General features: G+C 54.8%; 15 protein-coding genes. 2 read left to right on the plus strand and 13 right to left on the minus strand.

Going from position 1 to position 23,028, the window contains the following annotated elements:
• Positions 1-9: 9 nt before the first annotated feature.
• Complete coding sequence (locus CA54_RS21600) at positions 10-420, minus strand: DUF1761 domain-containing protein (protein ID WP_146373044.1); 411 nt, start codon at positions 418-420, stop codon at positions 10-12.
• A gap of 148 nt (positions 421-568) precedes the next feature.
• Positions 569-1,516, minus strand: a complete 948-nt coding sequence (gene mmuM / locus CA54_RS21605; protein ID WP_146373045.1) for a homocysteine S-methyltransferase — start codon at positions 1,514-1,516, stop codon at positions 569-571.
• 462 nt (positions 1,517-1,978) lie between these two features.
• On the opposite strand from mmuM, the gene CA54_RS21610 reads away from it, so the two are divergent.
• Together CA54_RS21610 and CA54_RS21615 are read left to right on the plus strand one after the other, a co-directional pair.
• Entirely contained in the window at positions 1,979-3,970 is a 1,992-nt protein-coding gene (locus CA54_RS21610) for a 2-oxoacid:acceptor oxidoreductase family protein (protein WP_146373046.1), read from the plus strand.
• 106 nt (positions 3,971-4,076) lie between these two features.
• On the plus strand, positions 4,077-5,729 hold the full coding sequence (locus tag CA54_RS21615; protein WP_197532695.1) for a thiamine pyrophosphate-dependent enzyme: 1,653 nt from the start codon (positions 4,077-4,079) through the stop codon (positions 5,727-5,729).
• Positions 5,730-5,809: 80 nt separating this feature from the next.
• On the opposite strand, the gene CA54_RS30320 is transcribed toward CA54_RS21615, so the two are convergent.
• The 11 genes from CA54_RS30320 to nusA all read right to left on the minus strand — a co-directional run bounded on the left by CA54_RS30320 (position 5,810) and on the right by nusA (position 22,299).
• Positions 5,810-7,981, minus strand: coding sequence for a hypothetical protein (locus tag CA54_RS30320; RefSeq protein WP_231963155.1), 2,172 nt, complete (start codon positions 7,979-7,981; stop codon positions 5,810-5,812).
• 188 nt (positions 7,982-8,169) lie between these two features.
• On the minus strand, positions 8,170-8,670 hold the full coding sequence (locus CA54_RS21625) for a hypothetical protein (protein ID WP_146373048.1): 501 nt from the start codon (positions 8,668-8,670) through the stop codon (positions 8,170-8,172).
• Positions 8,671-8,882: 212 nt separating this feature from the next.
• Positions 8,883-9,848 carry a DUF975 family protein gene (locus tag CA54_RS21630; RefSeq protein WP_146373049.1) on the minus strand — a complete coding sequence of 322 codons (966 nt, stop codon included), beginning with the start codon at positions 9,846-9,848 and terminating at the stop codon, positions 8,883-8,885.
• Positions 9,849-9,977: 129 nt separating this feature from the next.
• Complete coding sequence (locus tag CA54_RS21635; protein WP_146373050.1) at positions 9,978-11,075, minus strand: hypothetical protein; 1,098 nt, start codon at positions 11,073-11,075, stop codon at positions 9,978-9,980.
• A gap of 64 nt (positions 11,076-11,139) precedes the next feature.
• A complete protein-coding gene (locus tag CA54_RS21640; RefSeq protein ID WP_197532696.1) occupies positions 11,140-11,862 on the minus strand; it encodes an RDD family protein in 723 nt (240 codons plus the stop codon).
• Positions 11,863-12,120: 258 nt separating this feature from the next.
• Entirely contained in the window at positions 12,121-12,873 is a 753-nt protein-coding gene (locus tag CA54_RS21645) for a YebC/PmpR family DNA-binding transcriptional regulator (RefSeq protein WP_146373051.1), read from the minus strand.
• 207 nt (positions 12,874-13,080) lie between these two features.
• Positions 13,081-15,402 (minus strand): tetratricopeptide repeat protein, encoded by a 2,322-nt coding sequence (locus CA54_RS21650; RefSeq protein WP_146373052.1) that lies wholly within the window; start codon positions 15,400-15,402, stop codon positions 13,081-13,083.
• A 281-nt stretch (positions 15,403-15,683) separates the two neighbouring features.
• A complete protein-coding gene (locus CA54_RS21655) occupies positions 15,684-16,688 on the minus strand; it encodes a hypothetical protein (protein WP_146373053.1) in 1,005 nt (334 codons plus the stop codon).
• Positions 16,689-16,859: 171 nt separating this feature from the next.
• Positions 16,860-17,354 carry a 30S ribosome-binding factor RbfA gene (gene rbfA, locus CA54_RS21660; RefSeq protein ID WP_146373054.1) on the minus strand — a complete coding sequence of 165 codons (495 nt, stop codon included), beginning with the start codon at positions 17,352-17,354 and terminating at the stop codon, positions 16,860-16,862.
• 150 nt (positions 17,355-17,504) lie between these two features.
• A complete protein-coding gene (infB, locus tag CA54_RS21665) occupies positions 17,505-20,390 on the minus strand; it encodes a translation initiation factor IF-2 (protein WP_146373055.1) in 2,886 nt (961 codons plus the stop codon).
• Positions 20,391-20,727: 337 nt separating this feature from the next.
• Positions 20,728-22,299, minus strand: coding sequence for a transcription termination factor NusA (gene nusA / locus CA54_RS21670; RefSeq protein WP_146373056.1), 1,572 nt, complete (start codon positions 22,297-22,299; stop codon positions 20,728-20,730).
• Between the last annotated feature and the right edge of the window lie 729 nt (positions 22,300-23,028).

The raw sequence follows: 23,028 nt of genomic DNA on the forward strand, positions 1-23,028 counted from the left end.
TGCGGCGCATTAACCCCATACGCCGATGATGCCCCCCATGATGGTCAGCAACACAACACGATATCCGACTTGAATCAAAAACAACTCCAGCGAGTTGCCGCTGAACAGGTAATCGGAAAACATTGAAGTCGCCACGATGCCTACCCCTAAAATGAATCCTAAGCGGGCCCCCCGAAACAAGCTGGGATCGCCCAAGGCGTTGATCAATATCGCCAAAATAATGGCTGTGAAAAATGTACTCACAAACGTCAGAGACATCGCCACCGCCGGGCTACCTAGTTCATTCTTCGACTTGCCGATCGCCGCTAACCAACTGCGGCCAAAGCCGGACGCCGAATACCACCACCCGCCCAACATGAAACTAGCGAGGGTGGCCACCAGCACGGCCCAATAATTCACGTGCAAAATATGGTAATACATCAAGGTATCTCCGCAGGAAATGGTGCGTCTATTCAAGCAAAGCTGTGACAATCCTCTTTACATACCCTGCCGACACAATTCGAGCAAGCATCAGTTGCCGCAAACTTCGGATTTCGCCAGACGAGTTGCATCGACCCGCAAAATCAGCTCAGCGTGAGAACGCAGTTGCCAACGCACGAATGTGCTCCGGCCCCGTGCGACAACACCCGCCGATAAGCCGCGCTCCCGCCGCACGCCAACGCTGGGCCGCTCGCACAAAATCATCGCAGCTTGCCGTGCCGGTCCAACACCGGCGGCCCGCATCCCATGTTTCTCCAGAATTGGGATAAACCACGATCGGCTTGTCGGTCTGCGTACGCAAATTCTCAATCAATGGCTCCACGAATTGTGGAGCCGTGCAGTTGACGCCGATTCCCACCACTTGTGGCACCTCATCCAGCAATTGACCACAGTCCGCTATACGTTCGCCGTGACAGATGTGTTGTTCATCCCGGCACGAAAAACTCAACCAAACTGGAGTCCCCGGTACCTCAGCCAACACCTGCACTAGCGCTTGGGCTTCCAGCAACGAAGGAATCGTTTCGCAGGCCAACAGGTCCGCATTACTGGCGGCAAATTGGTGTATTCGCTGGCGATGAAAATCGGCAAGTTGCGTCTGGCTCAATCCGTAGTCACCGGTGTATTCCGAACCGTCGTGCCGATACGCGCCATACGGACCAATCGAAGCCGCAATCAAAGGAACCGGTTGGGCGGAGCTTCGTGGTGGATCGCCTACGAAAAATTGCCGTGCTTCAACAGCCATACGAACTGCGAGATCCAATCTCTCCGCCGCCTGCTGCGAATTCAAACCTGCTTCCAAGAGGCCCGGTATCGTGGCTTGATAGGTCGCCGTGATCAAGCAGTCTGCACCGGCCCTCAAGTAGTCCAAGTGCAATTGCCGAATGGCTTGCGGGGCGTCCGACAACAGGCGCGCGGACCACAGCGGACCGCTGATATCATACCCTCGTTGCTGCATTTCCGTGGCCAATGCTCCATCCAGCAACAACGGATCGTCGATGTCGAGTCGATCGATGATTTCCGGGATGGTACGATGCATCGACCAACGCTCCCGCGAAAAAAGTGCTGGGGAGGAGTACAGATATCCGGACCGGTCAACCTCACATATTCTTCAAACAACGACTTCCGTTATTATAAACAGTGGCGGTCGAGTTACGGAATCAACCGGTCGACGCAGGTTGCCAGTGACATGGAATTTGAGGTTGCAGGCAGCGTTTTTCATGGCACAGAGAAGAAAGACTCGCCAGCCAGCCTGGCGTTAGCTACAATAGCGAACTGAGACTCCATCGTTGCGGCAGGGCTGACAAAAACCTGTTGCCGAATTTATACAACAGCGATTCAACATAAGACGCTCACCACGACGAGCTGTTTGAAGACACAGAAGGATTTTTATTTCAGAGCGAACCTGGCATCGTTTGATGTGACATAATCCGGCGCGCCGTGCTTCACGTGAAGCAGTGCTTTTCCGGATAATTCATTCATGGGAAGGGATGTGGCATATATGGCTACGGATGCGTTAGATCGTACGACCGGAACCCCGGATGGAGAACACCACGAGTCGAAATTCCAATATCCAGGAATTCCGACGACGTGCGACGGTGCCGAAGCGGTCGTCTGGGTTGAAACCAAAATCTCCCAAGGATCGGGAGCCTTTCCGATCACCAGCTCCACGACCATGGGCAGCGGCTTCAACGCGGCCATGATGAATGGCATCCCCAACATGTGGGGTGACCAGTTGGTCTTCGTCGAGCCGGAAAGCGAACACTCCGCTGCCACATTTTGCGAAGGCTTTGCCGTCGCCGGCGGTCGCGTGACCAACTTCACCTCCGGGCAAGGTCTCGTGCTGATGAAGGAGGTCCTTTACACCATCTCCGGCAAACGCCTGCCGGTGGTCTTCAATATCGGGGCCCGCGCACTGACCAGCCACAGCCTCAACGTGCATGCTGGGCACGACGACGTGATGAGCGTTGCCGATTGCGGTTGGGGCATTTTATTCGGCCGCAACGCGCAGGAAGCGGGTGATTTATGTCTCATTAGCCGCCGCGCCGCAGAAGCGTCCGTCACGCCGTTTTTGAACGTGCAAGATGGTTTTTTGACCACGCACACTGTCGAATCGGTCCGTTTGCCAGAAGAAGAATTCATGAAAGAATTCATCGGCAAACCTGAAGACAAACTGATGAATCTGATGGACACCGACAATCCGCTGATGTCGGGCGTCGTCCAAAACCAAGACTCCTACATGAAGGGCAAATTGGCGCAGCGTTGGTATTACGACCAAGTCGAGCCGGCCTTGGAAGAAGCCTTCGAAGAGTTTTATCGCAACACCGGGCGGAAATATGATTTCGTGGACGGCTATCGCTGCGAGGACGCCGAGTACATTCTGGTCGGCATCGGGTCCTACATGGAGACCGCGCAGATCACTGTCGACTATCTCCGCGATGAAAAAGGGATCAAGGCGGGCTGCCTGAATATCTATTGCTTCCGCCCCTTCCCTTCCCGACGGATTGTAGAAGCCCTCGAAAATTGCAAAGCGTTTACGGTGATTGAGCGGATGGATGATCCACTCTCCACGACCGGGAACCACCTGACCCGTGAAATCAAAGCGGCGTTTTGTGATGCGATGACCGGTCAAAATGGCATCGAGAAGATCGATCGTATTCCCAAAATCTACCACGGAGCCGCTGGACTCGGCAGCCGCGATGTGCGTCCGGGAGACATCATCGCCATCTTCGACAACATGATGACTGACTCCCAAGATTTCTTCTCCGTCGGCATTAAACACTCTTCGTCGTTGGCAATCAAAGAAGACCCCGATTTGCGTCCCCCAGGCGCCTTCTCGATGCGCGGCCACTCAGTCGGCGGATTCGGCTCGGTCACCACCAACAAGGTGATCGCCACCATCGGCGGACAGGTCTTCGGCAAGGACGTCCAGGCGTATCCAAAATACGGCTCCGAAAAGAAAGGTCTGCCGACGACTTATTATCTGACGATTGCCGATTCGCATATTTTTTCCCATAGCGAATTGGCTTACGTCGACCTGGTTGTGCTCAACGATTCCAACGCACTCATCAGCGGCAACCCGCTCACCGGCATGGTGGACGGCGGGGCCATCGTGATGCAAAGCCCCTATTCCGATCCCGCCGACGTCTGGAAACGAGTCCCACCGCATCATCAACAGACCATTCGTGAAAGGCAGTTGCGGCTGAATTTCTTAGATATGGTCAGCATTGCCCGCGATGTGGCATCTGTTGCCGACTTGGAAATGCGGATGCAAGGCATCGTGCTGCTCGGGGCGTTTCTCAAGCTGACCCCGTTCTCACAAGACGCAGCGATGTCCGATGACGAAGTGTACGCCGGTGTCGAAAAGGCCCTGCGAAAATATTTCGGCAAACGAGGCGAGCAAGTCGTGCAGGACAACCTGACTTGCGTCAAACGCGGTTACAGCGAAATGAATGAGGTCCCGCGGGACATCATCAACAACGGGAACCCCTGATGTCCGGCGACTTCGGCATTCGCAGTCTCAGTACAACCGACTTGTCTCCCACGAACAAACCAACCGTCTGAATCTCCTCGTGATTCGGGGAGGAAAGGGAAATCACATGGCGACCGTCGACGAAACCGCCACCGCCAACATGAACGAGGCGAGTGAACGCGATCCGCAAAATAACAATTCCTACGGCACGCTGGTTGACGCCCCTTACATTTCTGTCGACCTGCCGATTCTGGATGTCAACGACTTCAATGATCGCATCATTCATGGTTACGAAGTAGGCGGCGCTGAAAAATCACTTCCCGCCGATTTGACGACCGCGCGTTCCTTGATTCCCGCCGGGACAGCCACTTTGCGCGACTTCAGCTACGTGGCTCCGGAAATCCCCGAGTACGTCACGGAAAACTGCACTGGCTGCATGGATTGCGTGACTCTCTGCCCCGACACGGCGATCCTCGGCAAGGTTTTGGCCGAATCAACGTTGGAAGAGAAACTAACCGGCCTCCCTGACGAGACCGAGCGCGGGATGTTTGAAAAACAATGGTCCAAGACGCGCAAGTATTACGACGGCCCTATCAAGAAGGGCAAAGAAGGCGGACGGTTTGCGATCATCATCGATCCCAGTAAGTGCAAAGGTTGCGCCGAATGCGTGACCGTCTGCGATGACTTGGCGCTCAAGATGGTCCCCAAGACCGAACAGGTGATGACCGACATTCGTAAAAGTCATCGCCTGTTTAAAAACATCGGCCCCTCCGATGAGTCGTATATCAACGACAATCTGTTGATCGACATGATGCTCAAAGAACAAACGCACATTTACACCGGCGGTGCAGGGTCCTGCGCTGGGTGCGGCGAAGGCACGGCCCTGCGAATGCTCTGCTCGGCGACTGGAAATATGCACGGCGACAAATGGGGCATCGCCGCCGCGACCGGCTGCAACACGGTCTATACCTCAACCTATCCGTATAATCCCTATCTCGTTCCTTGGACCAACTCGCTGTTCGAAAACGTGGCCGCCGATGCAATGGGCATCCGCAGCCGCTGGGACCAGATGGGTTGGCAAGACCGCCCCCTGTGGTGTGTTGGCGGCGACGGCGCGATGTTCGACATCGGATTTCAATCGCTGTCACGCATGCTAGCCTCGGGGATGAACATCAAAGTCTTTGTGCTTGATACGCAGGTCTATTCCAACACCGGTGGACAAGCCTCGACGGCAACATATGCCGGTCAGAACACAAAGATGACCATTCATGGAAAACTGCATGCCGGCAAACAGGAACGCCGCAAAGAGATTGCGCAAATCGCCATGATGCATCCCCGCACCTATGTGGCGCAAACCACCTGCGCTCATACCAATCACTTCTACAAGTCCGTCATCGGCGCAATGGAATTCGACGGCCCGGCGATCATCAACTGTTACACAACCTGCCAGCCCGAACATGGCGTCGCTGACAACATGGCCACCGACCAAGCACGGCTGGCGGTCGACACGCGAGCCTTTCCGCTGTTGATTCATGATCCCACCAAAGGGGACACGATCAAAAAACGGCTGTCGCTGCAGGGCAATCCGTCCGTCAAAGACGATTGGTGGAAGAATCCCAAGACAAAAGAGGTTGTCGATTTCATCGACTTCTGCCGCAGCGAAGGCCGCTTCTCCAAACACTTCGACAAAGACGGCAACCCTTCGGAAACGTTACTGGCATCTAAACAAGACCGACTAGAAAACTGGCACCAACTCCAAGAACTCGCCGGCCTCAGATAAGCAAGGCCCCGCAAGGTGCGTCGCAACGCACCTTGCTTGTCTAGCACGAGAGATGAGTCTCTTCAAAACAGGCTCACCCGTTAACGGTGCTGTTGCCCTTTGAGCAGCGGGATACGATTCCAATTGGCGTTGGGATCGAATCGCCGATTGATCCCGCCATGCCCCACGCGGGCGTCGCCGTAAACGCTGCGCAGGCTTTTCCGCTCGATGAATGGCACAGTCGCAAATAAAATCAGCCCCAACACCGCCGAACCGAGCAGCCAGCGGTTGAAGTTCACTTCGCCGTACTGCCGGACCTGTTCCCCTTCCCGCGGCAAGAGCAGCACCAGGACGGTCGCAATCACCGCATTGACGATGATGATCCCTTCGGTCAGCAATCGCCCTTCGCCAAAATAGGCGAGCGCCTTGGCAAAATTCCCCAACACAAACGCCCACAGCAACAGAAAATACAACAACTGCCCGCGACCGATCCAACTCTCAGGCACAATCGCCAACCGCCGCCGCGTGTGTGCGATCATCAAACCGACAAACGCCACCGTGGCCAACGTAAAGAAGAAATTGAACCACCCCCCGGCCGACATTTCAAAGTCGATCCACGGTGCTTTCATCACGTTCGGCAACAGCTTTTTTGCCCCCTCCAGTGGGGACCAGTCCTTGATGTTTTTGTACATGTTCACAAAGAGCAATGCCGGCAACGCGAACGTAATGGAGACAATTTCTGTCCACCGTTGTCGCGGGACAACATCGTCATCCAACTTTGGAACCCGTGGTAGCAGAATCGCCATCGCGAAAATCACCGCCAGTCCGTTGACGAATCCGTACGACTGTTCCAAAAAGCTGTGCCAATTCTGGCGATGAAAATGCTGCCACGGTGCCAATTCTTCTTTGCGTGATTCGCGGAGTTCATTCACAAATGCCGGCGTGGGCATTTTTTGTGTCTTGTCCATCCAATCCGTCGGCTCCCATTCCGTTTGCTGCCACTCGGTCCATTTCTGTTGAATCGCCAGATCGGCCGAAACCCGTTCATTGCCCACCGACAACAACAGACCCTGCAACAAAGAGATCCCCGAAAACCCAACCCCGCCAATGATGCCGCACACCACGCCCGCCAGAACAACCGCCTTGAGCTGATGCCGCAACAGGTAGATACTCGCCCCCAGAAACGTCCCCAACACGCCCGCCCAGTTGTCCCCCCGCGGAGGCGTCATTCGCAATCCACCAATGTCGGCAAAGGCATAGCGAACTCCATCAATGGTGATGAAAAGTAAGCTGCCCAACACAGGCAGCGCCAAAAAGCAAACAAACCAACCGACGGCCATCCACAAGAACAAACCGGAGTCATCGCGAAACTGTCCGTACATAGCAAAATAGACAGTGATGCCCACCAGCAAGCCCAAAAGAATTCCCAACAGATCACCAGTACAGAGGAATTTTTCATGGGTGGCAAAGTGCAGAATGATCGGCGGCCAATTCGTCACAGCCAATTGGTCGGCGGTGAAGCGATCGCCGTAGACGCCTTGATGCTGTACCAACGTGTTGTAGATCGCTTCCGTCCAACCCAGCTGCGTCAATCCAAATAGCACTCCCAAACCCACAACGGCGCCGATCGCCGAAAACAGCAACAATTGAGGCCATTGGCTACAGCGGCGATTGATAAAATCAAACAGCAACACACCGCTCAACACAAACAGCACGGTGAACCAATCGCTGTCAAACCAATACAACCCCGATTCTTGTCGCTGCATGGGGGCGGGAAAGCCATCGATCTCCAGATACGCTTGGACAAGCCGCATGATGGGAAACAGCGCCACGTACAGCACGACCCAAATCGCTAACAGACTGACGAGCGGTTTAAAGATGTTATTCAGTCGTTGCTTATCCATCACAGCCGGCAGCGCCGTTCCCATACCGCCCAGCGCAGCCCATAAAAAGCCGATCAAAAACAAACCGGCAAATCCAAACAACTGCGTCGGCGCATGCCCCGATTGCGAAAAGCCGATCACCTGCATGTAAGACATCGACCCGCCAAAGCCCCAACCCAACATGCCAAACAGCGCGAACTGCCCTACCCGCTGCCGCCAATCCTCGCGCCCCGACAGCAAACAGACAGCAATGGCTGTCAAAGCTCCGGGAAACATGGCGCCGGTTTCATGTCCATAGTTCCCGCGAATCCCCCAACCAATGGCGAGCGAAACCCCGGCGAGCAAAATAGACAATGGACGCAATAACGGATTCGATTCTTGCGGCGGCATGGCAACTCAGACTTAGGAGGGAACGTGGGGAGGGACCGTCGGAGCTATTGGCAACAATAGTTTTTTAATTGCGGATGCGATTGTAAACCGCCCGACAGTGAACAACAAGCAGCGGATAGGCTTGAGACCTGAGGTGTCAGGCCTGAGGAAGTACGGCTTGCGCACTGCGCCGATTCTCGTCAATTGCCTCACGCCTCAAGCTCGTTCGCCCTGTCCCCTTCAGCCGCTTCGCGCCGGTCGCGTGATTTCGCCAAATACCGCAGAAGCAGACCAATACAGACAAACTGCACTATGGGAATCTCGACTGTGGTAGCGATACAAAAGAGCACGCGTTGACCGAAATAAATCGGATGCAGCGCGACAGGTAACCAAGTCCAACCTTGGATGAGGGTCACAATCAAGACCGCCGCCGCCCCCCAGCCGGCCAGCAGCGTACCGATCAGTCGCACCTGGCGCGTAGGCAGCGCCGCACAGAAAATGATTGTCGGGGGAGCCAGCAGCACCAGCCAAAACCCATGACAGGCAACCAACGCCTGCAACTTTGGACCGCACCCCCATGGCCCACAAATCCAATGCCCCCAATCGCCGGGGATCTCCGTCACCCGCAACACACCATACAGACAACCACACCACAGCAACAACAACAGTCCCCATTTCCAAACGGCGAGACTGCGCAATTGTGTGGTCATGTGGAGGCGCCTTCAGGAAGACTGAGTCCGAACGACGGAAGTTGGGTTGCATGCACTTTCGACTATATCCCAAACCAAGCGGCTAGTCTGTAAGCGCGCCCACACACCCAGAATTGGAACCGATCGAACACAGCGAGAAGAGTGACGTCAACCAAAGTGCCCTATGACCGAAATGACGACCTCAGAAAAGCACTCAGACTCTAATCGGGTGATTAAACAGCCACATGTTGTCCGGTCATACGCAGATAGGCGACTACCATCATCAGCGTCCCATAGCTGGCGGTGAAAAACACGCCCACACAACAGGCCAAGATCCCAACGATCATCAGACCGAACAGTGCCAGAAACAGAGTGAACAGGCTCAGCTTGTTGCCGTTCGTGATTTCACGTGACGTTTGCAAGGAATCCATCACCGACAGATTTCGATCGGCGATTAAGGTAAGATTCTGACTAAACATCAACGCGATGATCACCCCAGGCACAATCAGCAGGATAAACCCGATCATGTACATGATTGTAAACAGAATCTGCGCGCCCAGTGCGTTTGGCAACATCGCGCCACCGGTAAAGACTTGGCCGATCGTCGCTTCCTTGCCGCGGGCTACATTCAAAAAGAAGATCATCTGCCCCACGGTAAGCCACGTTTGAAAAACAAACGAAATCAAAAAACCGATGAGTTGAACGACGATTAACAAGCCCATCTGATTCCCCGCCTGGTCACCAAGAATCAGCGTCTGCACTCCGCCAACTCCCTGTTGCACAAATCCATTGAGCATCAGCACGACAATGGTCGCCCCCACACAAGCCCCCAAATTGGCTTTAAAAATGTCCCACGACGTCCCCATCACCTCACCAACGTCAATCACCGTCGGACGAATCTGGCCATCGGTTAACGGCTGCGCACCAAATTCCTCTCCACAAAACCGGCACTTAACCGCCGCCGCTTTGACCTCTTGTCCGCACATTGGACACGTCTTGGTCTCTTCGGATATCACGTCGACATCGCCGTATTCAATCGGGCCGGTCATTTCGGCATCGGTTTCCTGGTAGCGAAAATCCGAGATGCTTGGCACTTCGATCTGTTGGCTGCAACCGGGACAATCCGCCATCCGTCCCGCTTTGTCCTCCTTGGTCTTGAGATACTTATCGCAGTGAGGACAATGAAACTCGATCGACATGTCAGCGGCTCCTTGCTAGTGGATTCAGACGACGGCGTTCGTGCGGTCGTAACCGGGGGGATATCGGGTCGCCGGTCAGGCGGAGAATTGTTTTCAATGCATAGATCATTCCGCACAAACGCCAGCGCGTCAAGCGACTGTCGCCTGACCGGTCATTCGTAGATAGGTGACGGCAAACAATACCGCCAGATAGGGGACCGTGAACAGCGCGCCGACACCGCAAGCCAGAAATCCCAGCATGTACAGCAGCATGCCGACGAACCCCAACAGAAACAACTGCCCGCGATTTCCCGAGGTGATAGAAACCGATGTCCGCAATGACTCCATCGCCCCCATATCTTGGTCGACAATCAGCGGCAGGACTTGCGATAAGACCGTCATCATCAAAATACCAACGACAAACGCCACCGGAAACACGATCAACATCATGATTCCTTCATCGGCTCCTAACGCGCTGGCGATGCCAATCCCCGCAAGGATCGGTCCGTACATGAAAACCAGCATCAGCATGCCGATTAGAAAATTGGCGACGCAAGCCCGGAACAACCAACGTCCTGATTTAAACAGTTGCCCCAAATCGGCCGGTTCACCTCGCGCGACCGCCAACATTATCCGCAGCCAGCCCAACATGACCAGCGTCTGCACAACGAACATCGACAGATACATAATCACGATGGCGATAACCATGACAGCAATTCCGCCCTCGCCCAAACCTGAACCTAACACCGAAAAGCCCACGAATACAAGTTGTAGCAAGAATTGGCTACCGATATACACGAGCGCCGCGATGACCATGGTGGCAATGCACATTCCCATCTGCTCTTTGAAAATCGTCCAGGCACTGCTCATCACCTCCCCCATGGCAATGGGCGTGGGCACGATGGTCCCATCCGTCGTGCCAGGTCCCCTGCCCCCCAACGCGCCGAATTCTTCGCCGCAATATCGGCACTTAATGGCGGCCGCCTTAATTTGAGCGCCGCACATCGGGCAAGGCTTAGTCACTTCCAACGATGAATCTTCGCCCTGTGGATCCTGCTGCACGGCTGCCTGGCCGCTTTCGGCCGACGTATCACGGGAGAACCCTTGATCCGGCGTGTTCGTCTGAACTTCAGAACTGTCAGGGACGATCACGACCTGTCCACAATCAGGGCAATCCGCGCGATGTCCCGCCTTATCATCCGAAGTAGCCAGCAACTTGTCGCAAAACGGACAGTGAAATTCGATCATCGAATGCGTGCTCCCGGACCAGTGGCTTATCCCGTCTACGACGACCTATAACGTAACGCGGAAATCACGCTCGCACCACTAACGTGCCGCAAATCATATCGTGCAGCGCCTGATGCCGTTCTGTGAACGCCGCCAAGATATAGCCAAGAGAGCACATCATCCCCGACAGGATTTTGGCAAATGCGCGCCCAGTCGCCCGCCAAAAAGTAATCCGCCGCCCTTCCGTGTCGGTCACAATCAACCGCATCGCCATTTTCCCCAATGTCGCCTGCAGCGACGAACTTTCCATCACAGCATGGTACAACCAATCCACGACGAACCCCAGGATCATAGAAATAAACCAAGTCTCGTCGGCGGGATCATCAAAGTCGCCCGCAAAGTCTCCGACTTCCAACAGGGCGCCGATCGCAATGCCCGGTATCAATCCAGCAATCACGTAATCAATCAAGAAGGCCAAGAAACGCACACCAAATCCCGCGTAAACCAAATCCCGCTTGGCCGACTCCGCTGCATCAACACCGAAGCGTTCTCCGCATTGAGCGCAACGGCCCGATACCGAATAAACCGCCGCGCCGCACATGGGACAGCAACTGCCATCCGAGGGCGTCGTATCACCCACTGCCGGGGCTGTTGGGCCAACGACCGGGTCGAGGACCGCGGGGGTGTCGGGATTGAGCGGCACTGTCACCAAAGTGCTGCATTGGGGACACTGCGCCTGCCACCCCGCCCTTTCGTCCGATGTGCTGAGCAATTTGTCGCAGCCGGGACAGTGAAATTCGATGCTCATTTCAGGCGACTTTCAGCGATGAAGCGACTCAGCAATTGTGGCAATTCCCACCGGGGAATGGAATTCGACCTGCCCTCAGTGCCCGATGGAGTTTGATCCTTCTGGTTTAAAGGACCGACTTTCCTAATTCGCGTTTAACGGGCGAGTATTGACGAATCGTGCGCCAATTTGTGAGATCCGCAACACGACCGCGCATCAGCCCGTAATTCCAACGATGAACCGTGCAGCGAGTCGATCACCAATCCGGAGCAGCGATCGCTATTCGCTCTCGACTTCAGCCATGACATCATCGGGAATGTCAAAGTTCGCAGTCACGGACTGGATGTCTTCCAACTCTTCCAGCGCATCGATCAATTTGAGAACCTTACGGCCTCCCGCCACGTCGAGCGTTACAGTGTTGGAAGCCACGCGCGTAATCTCAGACATTTCGGTCGTAAATTTTGCGGCTTCCAAGGCGGAGTCGACATCATCGAACACCTCGGGATCGCAGGTGATCTCAAATCCGGGGCCGACTGCTTTGACATCCTCCGCCCCCGCTTCCAGGGCTGCTTCGAACAACGATTCTTCGTCGATATTTTCGGCCGGAACGAGGAACAATCCCTTGCGTTCAAACATCCAAGAAACGCAGCCGGTTGCGCCCAAATTGCCGCTATGGACCTCAAAACATTTGCGGACTTCACCAGCGGTGCGGTTGCGGTTGTCGGTGAGCGCATCGCACAGCACGGCCACTCCCTCAGCACCGTAGCCTTCGTAGAGAATCTCGGTGTAGACCACACCGCCCATATCGCCGCAGCCTTTTTTGATGGCGCGTTCGATGTTGTCTTTGGGCATACTCGATTTGCGGGCGCGGTCGATGGCGTAGCGCAGCGTCAGGTTCATGGCCGGGTCGCCGCCACCGTTCTGGGCGGCAACGATAATCGCGCGGCTCAATTTCCCGAACAGGGCACCCCGTTTTTTATCGGCGATGCCTTTTTTGTGTTTAATCCCGGCCCAGTGTGAATGTCCAGCCATGTCAATCGTCAGATGATAGAGAAAAACCTATGCAAAAGCCCGGTAATGCATCTCAGCAATTCCCCATCTCGGAGGAAACCATACACCACAGCGGGTTTTGAAACTGGTTGAAAATTGTCCGTCCTACCTGCAAATTTATCTCACTGCCCGTTGTAAACAAAGTGCTCCCCAGAAACGGAGGCCAGTGCCGCCATTCACAACGGGTTGCTACGGCGAATCGGGTCGCTCTGGGCGCAACTCACCAGGAGGCGACTGATGATTCTTGAGTTTTTCGTTCAAACGCTCGATTAGCTTCTTGTTAGATTTCGCATCGACTTTGGAGAGTTCCAATGCCTTTTTCCACGCCTCAACCGCGAGATCAATTTTCTCCAGCCGTTGATAGACGTCCCCTAGATGATCGTAGATCGTGCCGTCCTGGCCGAGGTCATCTTCCGATGCCTTCTTCAGGTAAGGCAACGCCTCTTCAAATTTTTCCCGTTTGTACAGTACCCATCCCATACTATCGAGGTACGCAGCGTTATCCGGGTCGGATTCGATCGCAATGCGGATCATTTTTTCGGCTTGTTCCAAGTTCTTACCTTGGTCGGCGTAGAGATATCCTAAGTCATTGTTGACCCCCGGTTCGGTCGGGTGCTTTCGGTAGACTTCCTCCAGAATCTCTTCACCCTTCTGCTGATCGCCCATCTGCACGTAGAGGTTAGAAAGGTTGGACTTAGCGCTGCGGACGATGGTGGCATCACTGGCAAAGTCCTTGATGATCGCCTCAAACCGCTGAATGGCTTCGTCGTTTCGTTCACTATGATAATAGACCCAGGCTTCGCGTAATTTCAAAATTGCATTGGGTCGCCCCGCTAGTTTCATGCCTTCACCAATCGCTTTCAAAGCCGCTTCGGTTTGGCCGGCAAGTTCCAAGTTGTAGGACAGCCAATAATAAAACAACACCCGCGTCTGCAAGTCGGCGATGAACGCGGGATCATCCACACCCTGCTGCAACGCTTCAGCCGCTTCGTCGAACTTTCGTTGGGAACGCAACAGGTCGGACAGTTCCAGATACACCGAGTTTTTTTGTTCGGCAACACGGGTTTTGCTCAGTGCCGTACGATAAAACTCTTCGGCCTGCGCTTTCTCGTCAGCCCGTTCCGCCAGATTTGCCAACACATAGGCGTGGGCGAAGTCGAACTCTTCCTCATTAAGTTTTCGCCCCTCGGCGATTACGCTGGCGGTCAGCTCCTTATCTTCGGCAATCGCCTTCAATTCCGCCTGGATCGCGTTGAGTTGGTTGCGCCCCGCATAAGCCCGCGCCAGTGTATGCAACAATTCATTGGGCCGGTTTTGTTTATGGTAGATCCCGGCCAACACTGCGAACCCTTCGGGGTCCTTGGACCGCTCAAGCGCTTGGGTCAATACTTGTTCCGCCTCATCGAGGGCATCGGCCGACAGTAACGTTTCGGCCAAGAAGAACTGCAGCTTTTCGTTACGCCGATCCCGCTCCGCCAATTCGCGCAGCTTAGGCAGAAATTGGTCCGACTTGCCTTGCGCTTCTAAAATCACCCCCAACAGTTTATAAGCTGCGCGCCCTTGAGTTTGTCGCTGTGCATCGAAGTATGCCTGCAACTCTTCCATCGCCTTGTCCGGCTGACCGGATTCCAAATAGGCCTTCGCAAGATGATAGATCACATTGCCGATATTGCCGGTCTTGGTCTCGATCGCCCGCTGGTAAGCAGAAATCGCCAACTTATAGTTTTTGCCTTGATAAAACGTGTCGCCCAACTGCTCATAATTGGTCATCACGTCGGCCATCAATTGCCGCCGCACATTGTCCGGCAAATCGTATTGTTCGGGATGCTCAATCGCATCGAACACCACTTCATAGGCTTCTGAGGCTTTGGGAGCATTGGATGTAGCGCGATACAAAATCCCCAGGTCGCGCATGAGCCGCACATAGTTTTCCGAATGCTTGTTGAATTCAACAGTCGCAATGGCCCGTTCCAACATCTTGATCGCTTCGGGAATCTTTCCTTGTTGGGCAAGATGCCGTCCCAAGATTTGTAGCGAGTGGAAATGGTCCGGGGCGACCTCTACTAACTTCTTTGAATAATCGATCGCGTCGTCGACCCGATTCAGCGTGATGGACATCGCAATCAACGATTCCAGAATCGCCACCGATTGCGGATCATGCTTGTAAGCATTTTGAAACGCCTCGAGCGCTGTCTGGTTTTGCCCCCGTTTCAGACGCATGCGGCCCACTGAGAACCATGTCAACGCTTCGACTCTCATCTGCTCATCGGCCGAGCGCGGTTTAATCGGTTTGAGCAATTCCAACTTGTCTTCATTCGGCTGTATCTTCAGCCCGTTGGAAAGGTCGACTTTCGGTTTCTCTGGTGGGACCGGCGCATCGTCGTCGGATTCGACCGCAAAGGCGAGTTGATCGCCGTGCAGCGTTTCATCAGCAAGAATCTCAAGTGGGTTCCCGAGAAAAACAATCCCAGTCAGGAAGAGTAAAACGCTACGATGTCCCATGATTCCCATGTTTCGGTGCTCCCCGATGTGTCGAGCTAATGAACGTCAAATTGCGCGTTGATTCCTCAACCAGATTTCCGTGATCACAACTATTGGCAGACAAATACCGTGTCAACTTGTCCAACGGCGCGGTCGGCGCAAATAGCCGCTTTAAAAAACGACCGCAATGTCGTCTGCTATTGTACTCGCAGACTTCCCCAACCACCAAGTCCGTTCTGCCACTGGCAAGGGGCCGGACAAAAAGTGCCGCGAGTGGTTGGCACGATTAGCAACGGCTTTGCGGGCCGGTTTCAGCGTGTTGGCTTTTTGCGGGTTGTCGTTTTTTTCACGCTTTTGGCCTTACGCGACACCTTCTTTGTTGCCTTGGGCTTGGCAACTTTCACTTTTTTCACACCGGCCTTTTTGCGGGGAACCCTGGCTGCGGGCTTTTTCTTGGTCGCTGAACCAGTCGATTTTTTCTTTGCGGTCTTGGAAGCTGTGCCGCGTGCCTTAGTTGTTTTTTTGGTGGTTTTCTTAGTCGTTTTCTTCGTTGTTTTTGAAGTCTCGCGTTTTTTCTTCGGTTTTAGGAACGCAGAAGGACCGCGTTTGAATAGTCGATCCAATCGTTCCACGCCGGTCTCCAAGTCCCAACCTTCCTCCGGCGCGTGTTTATTAATGGTCTCGAAGAACTTCGCGTACTTAGGGTCAGTCGCCAGACAACGTATTAGATGGCAAAACAAGGGCGAGTCCGATTTGCGGACGGATGACTTCAAAATATTCGAAACGTCTTCCGTCGGCGTACCCGGTGCCGCTAAACCCAGCCAGACGATCGCATTGCTCATCCGATCATCGACCGGCAACAAATGACTGCCCAGGGCGTGTTGCAAGGTGAACAGCCGCATGAACGGAGTCATATGCGAGATTTTGTTCAACTGCTTATTAGCCGACTCCAACGTCTTGCGTTTAAGAGCATCGTATTCGAAGGAATACGTGTCCTCGAACACAAATTGCAAGACGCTACGGACGCGCAGCGCCCGCCAATCGGGATGGCTTAAGTTCGAGAAAACCGTCTCGGCCTCTTTAACCGAACTGACGCGGATTTCATTGAGGTCATGGAAATCCGCATGCAGCCGCTCGTGAGCCGCCTCTGCTTCCTCCCAGGTGGAATTCTCCAAACTGGCGGAAAACAGCATCGTTTCTAGCACGGGTTTCTCGAACTTTGGCAGCTTTCCCGTGTAGCGTTTTTTTAAATTCGTCAGCAACCGTTTGCATACGGCCTGCCGGTCGGAAGCTTTGGTTTTTTGTGCAGCAGCCATGAGGTTCCAGAATGATTTGTAGCAATGACACCGATGTGGGGCCGTTTCAAATTTCAATCACAGCCAAGTTTCGTGATTTATAAGGTGGGTACCAGCTTGTTCGCCATGACAGCCTGTCGCAACAACAAGGGGCGCCACCGAATCACGCGCCTTCACGACTCACTGGTGTTATCAAGGCGGGCCGACTTCGCCGTCGGGTGCGGGGGGAGGTTTATCGACTGGACTGGCTGGCAAGGGTGTGCCGTCCTGGACGGTATCCGATTCCTCATCGAGGTCGGGGACGTTGGATTCATCCGCCGCATCATGCGCCTCCTCGGTTAGTGGTTGCAAATTCAGATCGCGGAGAATCGCTGATGTTTCGATACTCAATTTGACCCCTTGGTCGAGGACGAATTTCAGGACCGGAGTATAACGAGTCTCTAATCGCTCGGCGACTTTGGCTTGCAGAAACCCCCGTGACGACTCCAACCCGCGCAACGTCAAGGCTTGCGTCTTTTCGTCGCCCAAAATCGAAACCCGGATCTTGGCCGAGCGTAAATCCGCGCTGACCTCCGCTCCGGTCACGGTGACATTTTTCACCCGCGGATCTTTTAATTCCAACAAAATGGTGGAACTCACGCATTCCAGAATTGCTTGCGCGACTTTCGCCGAGCGTCGAGAACTCATGAATCAACCGTCCAAATGTCAGGGGAACCATCCTCGCGCCACTCTCGTTCATTGAGCAAACGCGGTCGGTTTGTGGTCACTAGTGCTGCGGCCTGCGCAACCCGGATCGTACGGAACCACGCCCACCTGCCGGCGGCGCGGCTGTCGCCGTTAAGAGCCTGCCGCCGTGGACTCAAGCGTCCGTTTGACTTCTTCGACCCGGTAAGCTTCCAACAGGTCTCCTTCTTTCACGTCGTTAAACCCTTCCAGACGAATACCACACTCCATCCCGTCGCGGACCTCCTTGACGTCGTCCTTCTCTCGCTTCAGTGACGCAATTCTATAATTGTTCAGCACTTTCTGGTCACGGATCACGTGCATGCGATTATTCCGGTCGATCGTGCCATTCAACACGCGGCAGCCGGCAATCGTTCCGAAACGGCTGATACTGAATGTTTTGAGCACCAAAACACGTCCGGTCGGTACGTCCCGCAATTCTGGTCGCAACAACCCTTCCAGAGCCGCCTTGATGTCATCGGAGACTTCATAAATGATGCTGTAACGGCGAATTTCGACCCCCTCTTTGTCGGCCAATGCGGCGGCGCGGTCTTCCGCGACCACGTGGAACGCAACGATGATCGCGCCGGTGGCACTGGCCAACGTCACATCGCTTTCATTCACACCACCGACCCCTTCGTGCACAATTTCCACACGCACTTCCGGGTGGTCCAATTTCTCGATTTCGCTTCGCAGAGCTTCGCCCGAACCGGGGGTGTCGGCTTTGATAATCAATGGCAGATCCTGAACATCGCCCTCTTTGGCCTGATTCAGGATGTCTTCCAGCGTCCGCGGCAACCCGCGTCCTGCCAGTGATTCTGCACGGCCCCGTTGACGACGCGACTCCGCCGCTTCGCGGGCTTCGTCAATATCGGCCATCGCGAAGAAGTGATCTCCCGCACCGGGTACGACATCCAGACCGGAGACTTTGATTGGAGTACTGGGAGGCGCCTCCTCCAATTCGTTTCCATGATCGTCATATATCGCCCGGATCCGACCGTAAGCCGGTCCGCACAAGACATCATCACCGATGCGCAACGTCCCTTGTTGAACAATCAACCAAGCCAGCACACCGCGTCCTTCGTCTCGGAACGCTTCCAGACAAACGCCATGCGCCGGGACATTCGGATTGCCTTTGTATTCATGCAATTCGGCCGTCAGCACAATGGTGTGCAACAACTCGTCCAAGCCCTGACGGGTCGTGGCGGAGGTCCGTATGACTTCGTAGTCCCCACCCCATTCGGCGGGTAGGACGTTATTCGTCGACAATTCTTGCAGCACGCGCTGTTCGTCGACCCCTTGCAGGTCGATCTTGTTCATCGCCACGATGACCGGCACACCGGCCGCTTTGGCATGGCTGATGGCTTCCTTCGTCTGCGGCATGACGCCGTCATCGGCCGCAACAACCAATACGACGATGTCCGTAACGTTGGCACCACGTGCCCGCATCTCACCAAACGCCGCGTGGCCCGGAGTATCGACGAAGGTAATCTTCTGCCCTTCGTGTTCGACTTGATACGCGGCGATGTGCTGCGTAATTCCTCCGGCTTCGCCATCGGCAACGTTCGCCGAACGCAACGCATCCAGCAAGGTGGTCTTACCATGGTCTACGTGACCTAGGATTGTGACAATCGTCGGGCGGATCGTTTCGCCTTCCACGTCGTCGTCACCGCCGGTCAGTTTTTCTACCAATTCCAGTTCGATGTCTCGCTCGTGACGCACCTCGAGATCAACGCCGCATTCCATGGACAATTCGATGGCCGTCTCTTCATCCAAGCCGGCATTGATTGTCAACGGCTCGCCCCGCTGGAACATCATCGTCATCAGCGTTTTAGCGGGCCGGCCGATGGCTTCGGATAGCGAGCGAATTGTGATCGGGAATTCGATCTTGGCCGACGTCTTCAACGGGATCGTGGAAGTGGGCCGCGACTTGCGACGCATACCACGCCGGGGACGCCGGTCGTCATCATCTCGTCCACCGCGACGTTTCCGCTTACCTTGACGGGTTTCGCGGGTTTCGATCAGCCCTGCGCCCCGTTTGTTCTGCTTGCGCTCGTCAGGAGATATCGGCGATACGGGGACAATGCCCGATTTCTTTTTCTTCTTATCTTCCGCGTGCTGTTTGACGTATTCTTGCAGCGGCCGAGACTGCGTCATTACATCAGTGGGCAAGCGGATATCCGGTTTTTGGGCCGGCGCTTCTGTGGGTTTAGGCGGCGCCACGGGCGGCTTTGCCATAGCCGGTGCGGCCAAACTCGGCAACCGCGGAGACTTGCGCTTGCGTGGTTGCTTTTCTGTCGCGGGTGGTGCCGCATCCGCAGCACTACCAATCGGTGCCATGGGAGTGACAGACTTCATTCCCCCGCGACCATGACCGGCAGGCGGAATATAGTCTCCGCGACGCATGGGAGCCACGTCCGTCGAGGAAGCATCGGCTTTCACCTCCTCCTCAACGACAGGCGGTTCCTCCACAGGCTCATCCCCGACAGTTGGCGGTTCTTCCGCTGCTGGGGGTGGCTCTTCGACCGCGTCTTTCTTCGCTCGCATCCCCGCCAGCGGACCGGCGGCAGCAGCCTTACCTGCGGCGGACCGCATCGAAGCGCTTTCCACCGGCACCATCATCTGCTCGGCAGCCAGATCGCGAGGCTTGGAGATCGGTTCCTCAACGACAGGTTCAGGAGCCTCTTCCGGTTTTTCCTCAGGCGGTTTTGCACGGGGCTTCGCCGGCTTTGAGGGAATGACTTTAATTTCCGGGACTTTGGTCGATGAACCCACAGGTGGTTTTTCACGGACCGGCGCCAGCGGACCGGTAGCGCTGGACGGCGCCGCTTCAACGGAGTCGCTATTCTGAACAGCTGCCAAAACTTTGTCTCGCTCTTCTTCCGAAATGCTGGCAAGGGCTGAGTTTTTGATCTCAATCCCCACCTTTCGGCAAAGATCGATCAGCTCCTTGCTGTCCATTTTCAACTCTTTGGCAAGAGCGAAGATCCGAACCTTCAATCCAAACACTCCCCGGATAAACCGTCCAAATTACAGCTTCAAATCCTCGTTTGCCTTTGCTCCGCACCCGGCATCAGCCAGATGGAACTTGGCGTTCCTTGGATCTCAAAGCGTTTTGTAAGTGACCGGCACGAGTAGCTCGTACCGCTAAAGACCTCTTTGCGCCGCCTGAACCGAGGCGGCTTCGCCCTGTCTGGTCAATGACAGCGATCAATTGTAATCGCCAAATATCCTGACAACGGCGTTGATCCAAATTCCCACCTTGCGAATGCCGTTACCACCCCGTCTTCCGAGATGCCCAACGGCTATTTGCAAGTTTTGGAATCGCTACTATGTTTTACTCTTCCGGTGTCGACGCCTCCGCTTTTGTCAAAGTCTCGTCGTCGACGCCGTCTTCCGGTGCCTGAACTTCCTCACCGGAAGCCACTATCTTCTGCTCCTCATCAGCGACTTGCTCTGCGGAATCGACACTCTCCTCCGCAACAGTTTCGCCAACTGCTTCCTCGTCATTGGCCGCAACTTCGGATTCGGCATCAACCGCTTCTTGGGTTTCCTCAGCAGCCGCCTCGGCCACTTCCGTCTTCTCTGCTTCTTCAGTTGCTTCGGTTGCTTCGGTTGCTTCGGTATCGGATGCCGCTTCCGCGCCCTCAGCCGTTTCCGTGTCAGCCGCTGTTGTGGTTTCAGCAGGCGTCTCCGCCGGTGCTGCCGCAGCTGCCATGCGAGCGTCTGCGCGACGCTTCTGTAGTTCTTTTTCCAGCCGTTCGCTTTCCTGGTCCGCGAATTCAACGATCGTTTCACACTGTTCTTCGGTCAAACCGCCCAATTCGGCCAATTGATCCGGCTCGATAATTGACAGGTCGTCGAAGCTCAAAAAACCCTGTGCAACAAGGCTTTCCGCGAGTTCATTGCTAATATGGGGAACTTCCCCAAATGCCATCACAGAGCTTTCCAGTTGATCGTTCAGCTCATCCTCGGTCATGATTTCGATGTCCCAGCCGACCAACTTGGACGCCAATCGCACGTTTTGACCGCGGCGGCCAATCGATAGCGACAATTGATCATCTCGGACCAGCACCAGCACCCGTCCCAACATCGGGCACAGGATAACGTTTTCCACCTCCGCCGGTTGCAGGGCATTGGGAACCAGGACTTGCAACGAATCGTTCCAGCGGACGATATCAATCCGCTCGCTGGCCAACTCATCCACGATATTTTTAATTCGCGAACCACGAACTCCAACGCAGGCCCCGACGCAATCGATCTTTTGATCGTTGCAGGAGACAGCCACCTTCGAACGATATCCCGCTTCACGAGCAATCGAGCGAATTTCGATCACACCTTCGCCAATCTCGGGAATTTCTAATTCAAATAACCGCCGCACAAGGTCAGCGTGCGTCCGCGAGAGAATAATTTTGACTCGGCTCCCTGCTTTGCGAACATCCATCACCACAGCCCGAACACGTTCGCTGGGACGGTGGGACTCACCCGGGATTTGCTCTCCACGCGGCAAGATGCCTTCGACTTTGCCCAAATTCACCGCAGCCGTACCACCCGAGAGGCTTTGGATCGTACCGGTGACAATGTGCCCCCGCATTTCCTGATATTCGTCGAACAGCGCATCTCGCTCAGCTTCGCGAATCTTCTGAATCATCACCTGCTTCGCCGTTTGTGCAGCAATGCGGCCCAGCAAATCTCCCAGCTCGTCTGAATCTAGTAGCTTTTCGTTAATTTTCAACGAAGACTCCCCCGTCTCACGATCGATATTGATCTCGAAGGTCTCTTCTTCGCCATAGTGTTTGCGCGCCGCTGACAGGATCGCCTGTTCGATCCCCTCGAACACGATCTCCTTGTCGATATTTTTATCGCGATGCAAGGCATCGACGATTCGTAGTAGCTCAGGGCCGTTCATGTTTGTCCTTCCTCGTCAGTCTCTCGTTCCGATGGGCCATCCCAGTGCCGGAAGTACCGACGATTTCGTTCATCTTCACCCGCCGTCGTTCACGATGCCACGCGTCCAATCCATGCCGCACCGCCAATCATGAGTTAGTGCGTCCCAGGCAATCCTCTCAACTAAAATTTGAGCCAAACAACGCTGCGGCCAGAAAAACCGGTCGCCGTGCTCACCATATCTCCGCCGACAGCAACACCCCGACTTCGACGACTCACATCATTTCCAAACCCACCAACGAAAAAAAGTGGGCACTAGTCCCACTTTGTCACCGCCTTCGCCAAGTTCGCACAGCGCGTGACAACACTTACATGTCGCCGAAATCGCACAATGCGCCTTTGACTTAAAGGCACGGGCCAGAGATGTCGCTAAACACTTACATTCTCGAAACCCCATGGAGACAAAGTAAAAGGCCACACGAGAACGATCCCACGAAACCTTGGACTCTTTGTCTTCATTTGCCGGACTTCCTCATGACTACCTACGCGAGGAGATTTCCGGGAAATGACGTCAATTTTGATTCCCATTCCAACAGCCGTTTTGCTCAAATAAACCGTGTCCCGGCCGCAAATGACTGCCAAAACCACTCTAATAACTTTAACAACTTTCCAAGAAATGTCATGGGGTACGCTGTAACGCGACCTCTTGCCCAACCGCAAAAATGCAGCAGGGCATCCCACAAACGTTCCA

The organism is Symmachiella macrocystis (assembly GCF_007860075.1).
Lineage (GTDB): Bacteria > Planctomycetota > Planctomycetia > Planctomycetales > Planctomycetaceae > Symmachiella > Symmachiella macrocystis.

What these genes read in the sequence shown, in the direction of transcription:
- CA54_RS21650 (WP_146373052.1), bottom strand. Translation starts at nt 15,402, where the DNA reads ATGGGAATCATGGGACATCGTAGCGTTTTACTCTTCCTGACTGGGATT.
- CA54_RS21655 (WP_146373053.1), bottom strand. Translation starts at nt 16,688, where the DNA reads ATGGCTGCTGCACAAAAAACCAAAGCTTCCGACCGGCAGGCCGTATGC.
- CA54_RS21615 (WP_197532695.1), top strand. Translation starts at nt 4,077, where the DNA reads ATGGCGACCGTCGACGAAACCGCCACCGCCAACATGAACGAGGCGAGT.
- nusA (WP_146373056.1), bottom strand. Translation starts at nt 22,299, where the DNA reads ATGAACGGCCCTGAGCTACTACGAATCGTCGATGCCTTGCATCGCGAT.
- mmuM (WP_146373045.1), bottom strand. Translation starts at nt 1,516, where the DNA reads ATGCATCGTACCATCCCGGAAATCATCGATCGACTCGACATCGACGAT.
- CA54_RS21625 (WP_146373048.1), bottom strand. Translation starts at nt 8,670, where the DNA reads ATGACCACACAATTGCGCAGTCTCGCCGTTTGGAAATGGGGACTGTTG.
- CA54_RS21610 (WP_146373046.1), top strand. Translation starts at nt 1,979, where the DNA reads ATGGCTACGGATGCGTTAGATCGTACGACCGGAACCCCGGATGGAGAA.
- CA54_RS21600 (WP_146373044.1), bottom strand. Translation starts at nt 420, where the DNA reads ATGTATTACCATATTTTGCACGTGAATTATTGGGCCGTGCTGGTGGCC.
- rbfA (WP_146373054.1), bottom strand. Translation starts at nt 17,354, where the DNA reads ATGAGTTCTCGACGCTCGGCGAAAGTCGCGCAAGCAATTCTGGAATGC.
- CA54_RS21635 (WP_146373050.1), bottom strand. Translation starts at nt 11,075, where the DNA reads ATGATCGAATTTCACTGTCCGTTTTGCGACAAGTTGCTGGCTACTTCG.
- CA54_RS21640 (WP_197532696.1), bottom strand. Translation starts at nt 11,862, where the DNA reads ATGAGCATCGAATTTCACTGTCCCGGCTGCGACAAATTGCTCAGCACA.
- CA54_RS21630 (WP_146373049.1), bottom strand. Translation starts at nt 9,848, where the DNA reads ATGTCGATCGAGTTTCATTGTCCTCACTGCGATAAGTATCTCAAGACC.
- CA54_RS30320 (WP_231963155.1), bottom strand. Translation starts at nt 7,981, where the DNA reads ATGCCGCCGCAAGAATCGAATCCGTTATTGCGTCCATTGTCTATTTTG.
- CA54_RS21645 (WP_146373051.1), bottom strand. Translation starts at nt 12,873, where the DNA reads ATGGCTGGACATTCACACTGGGCCGGGATTAAACACAAAAAAGGCATC.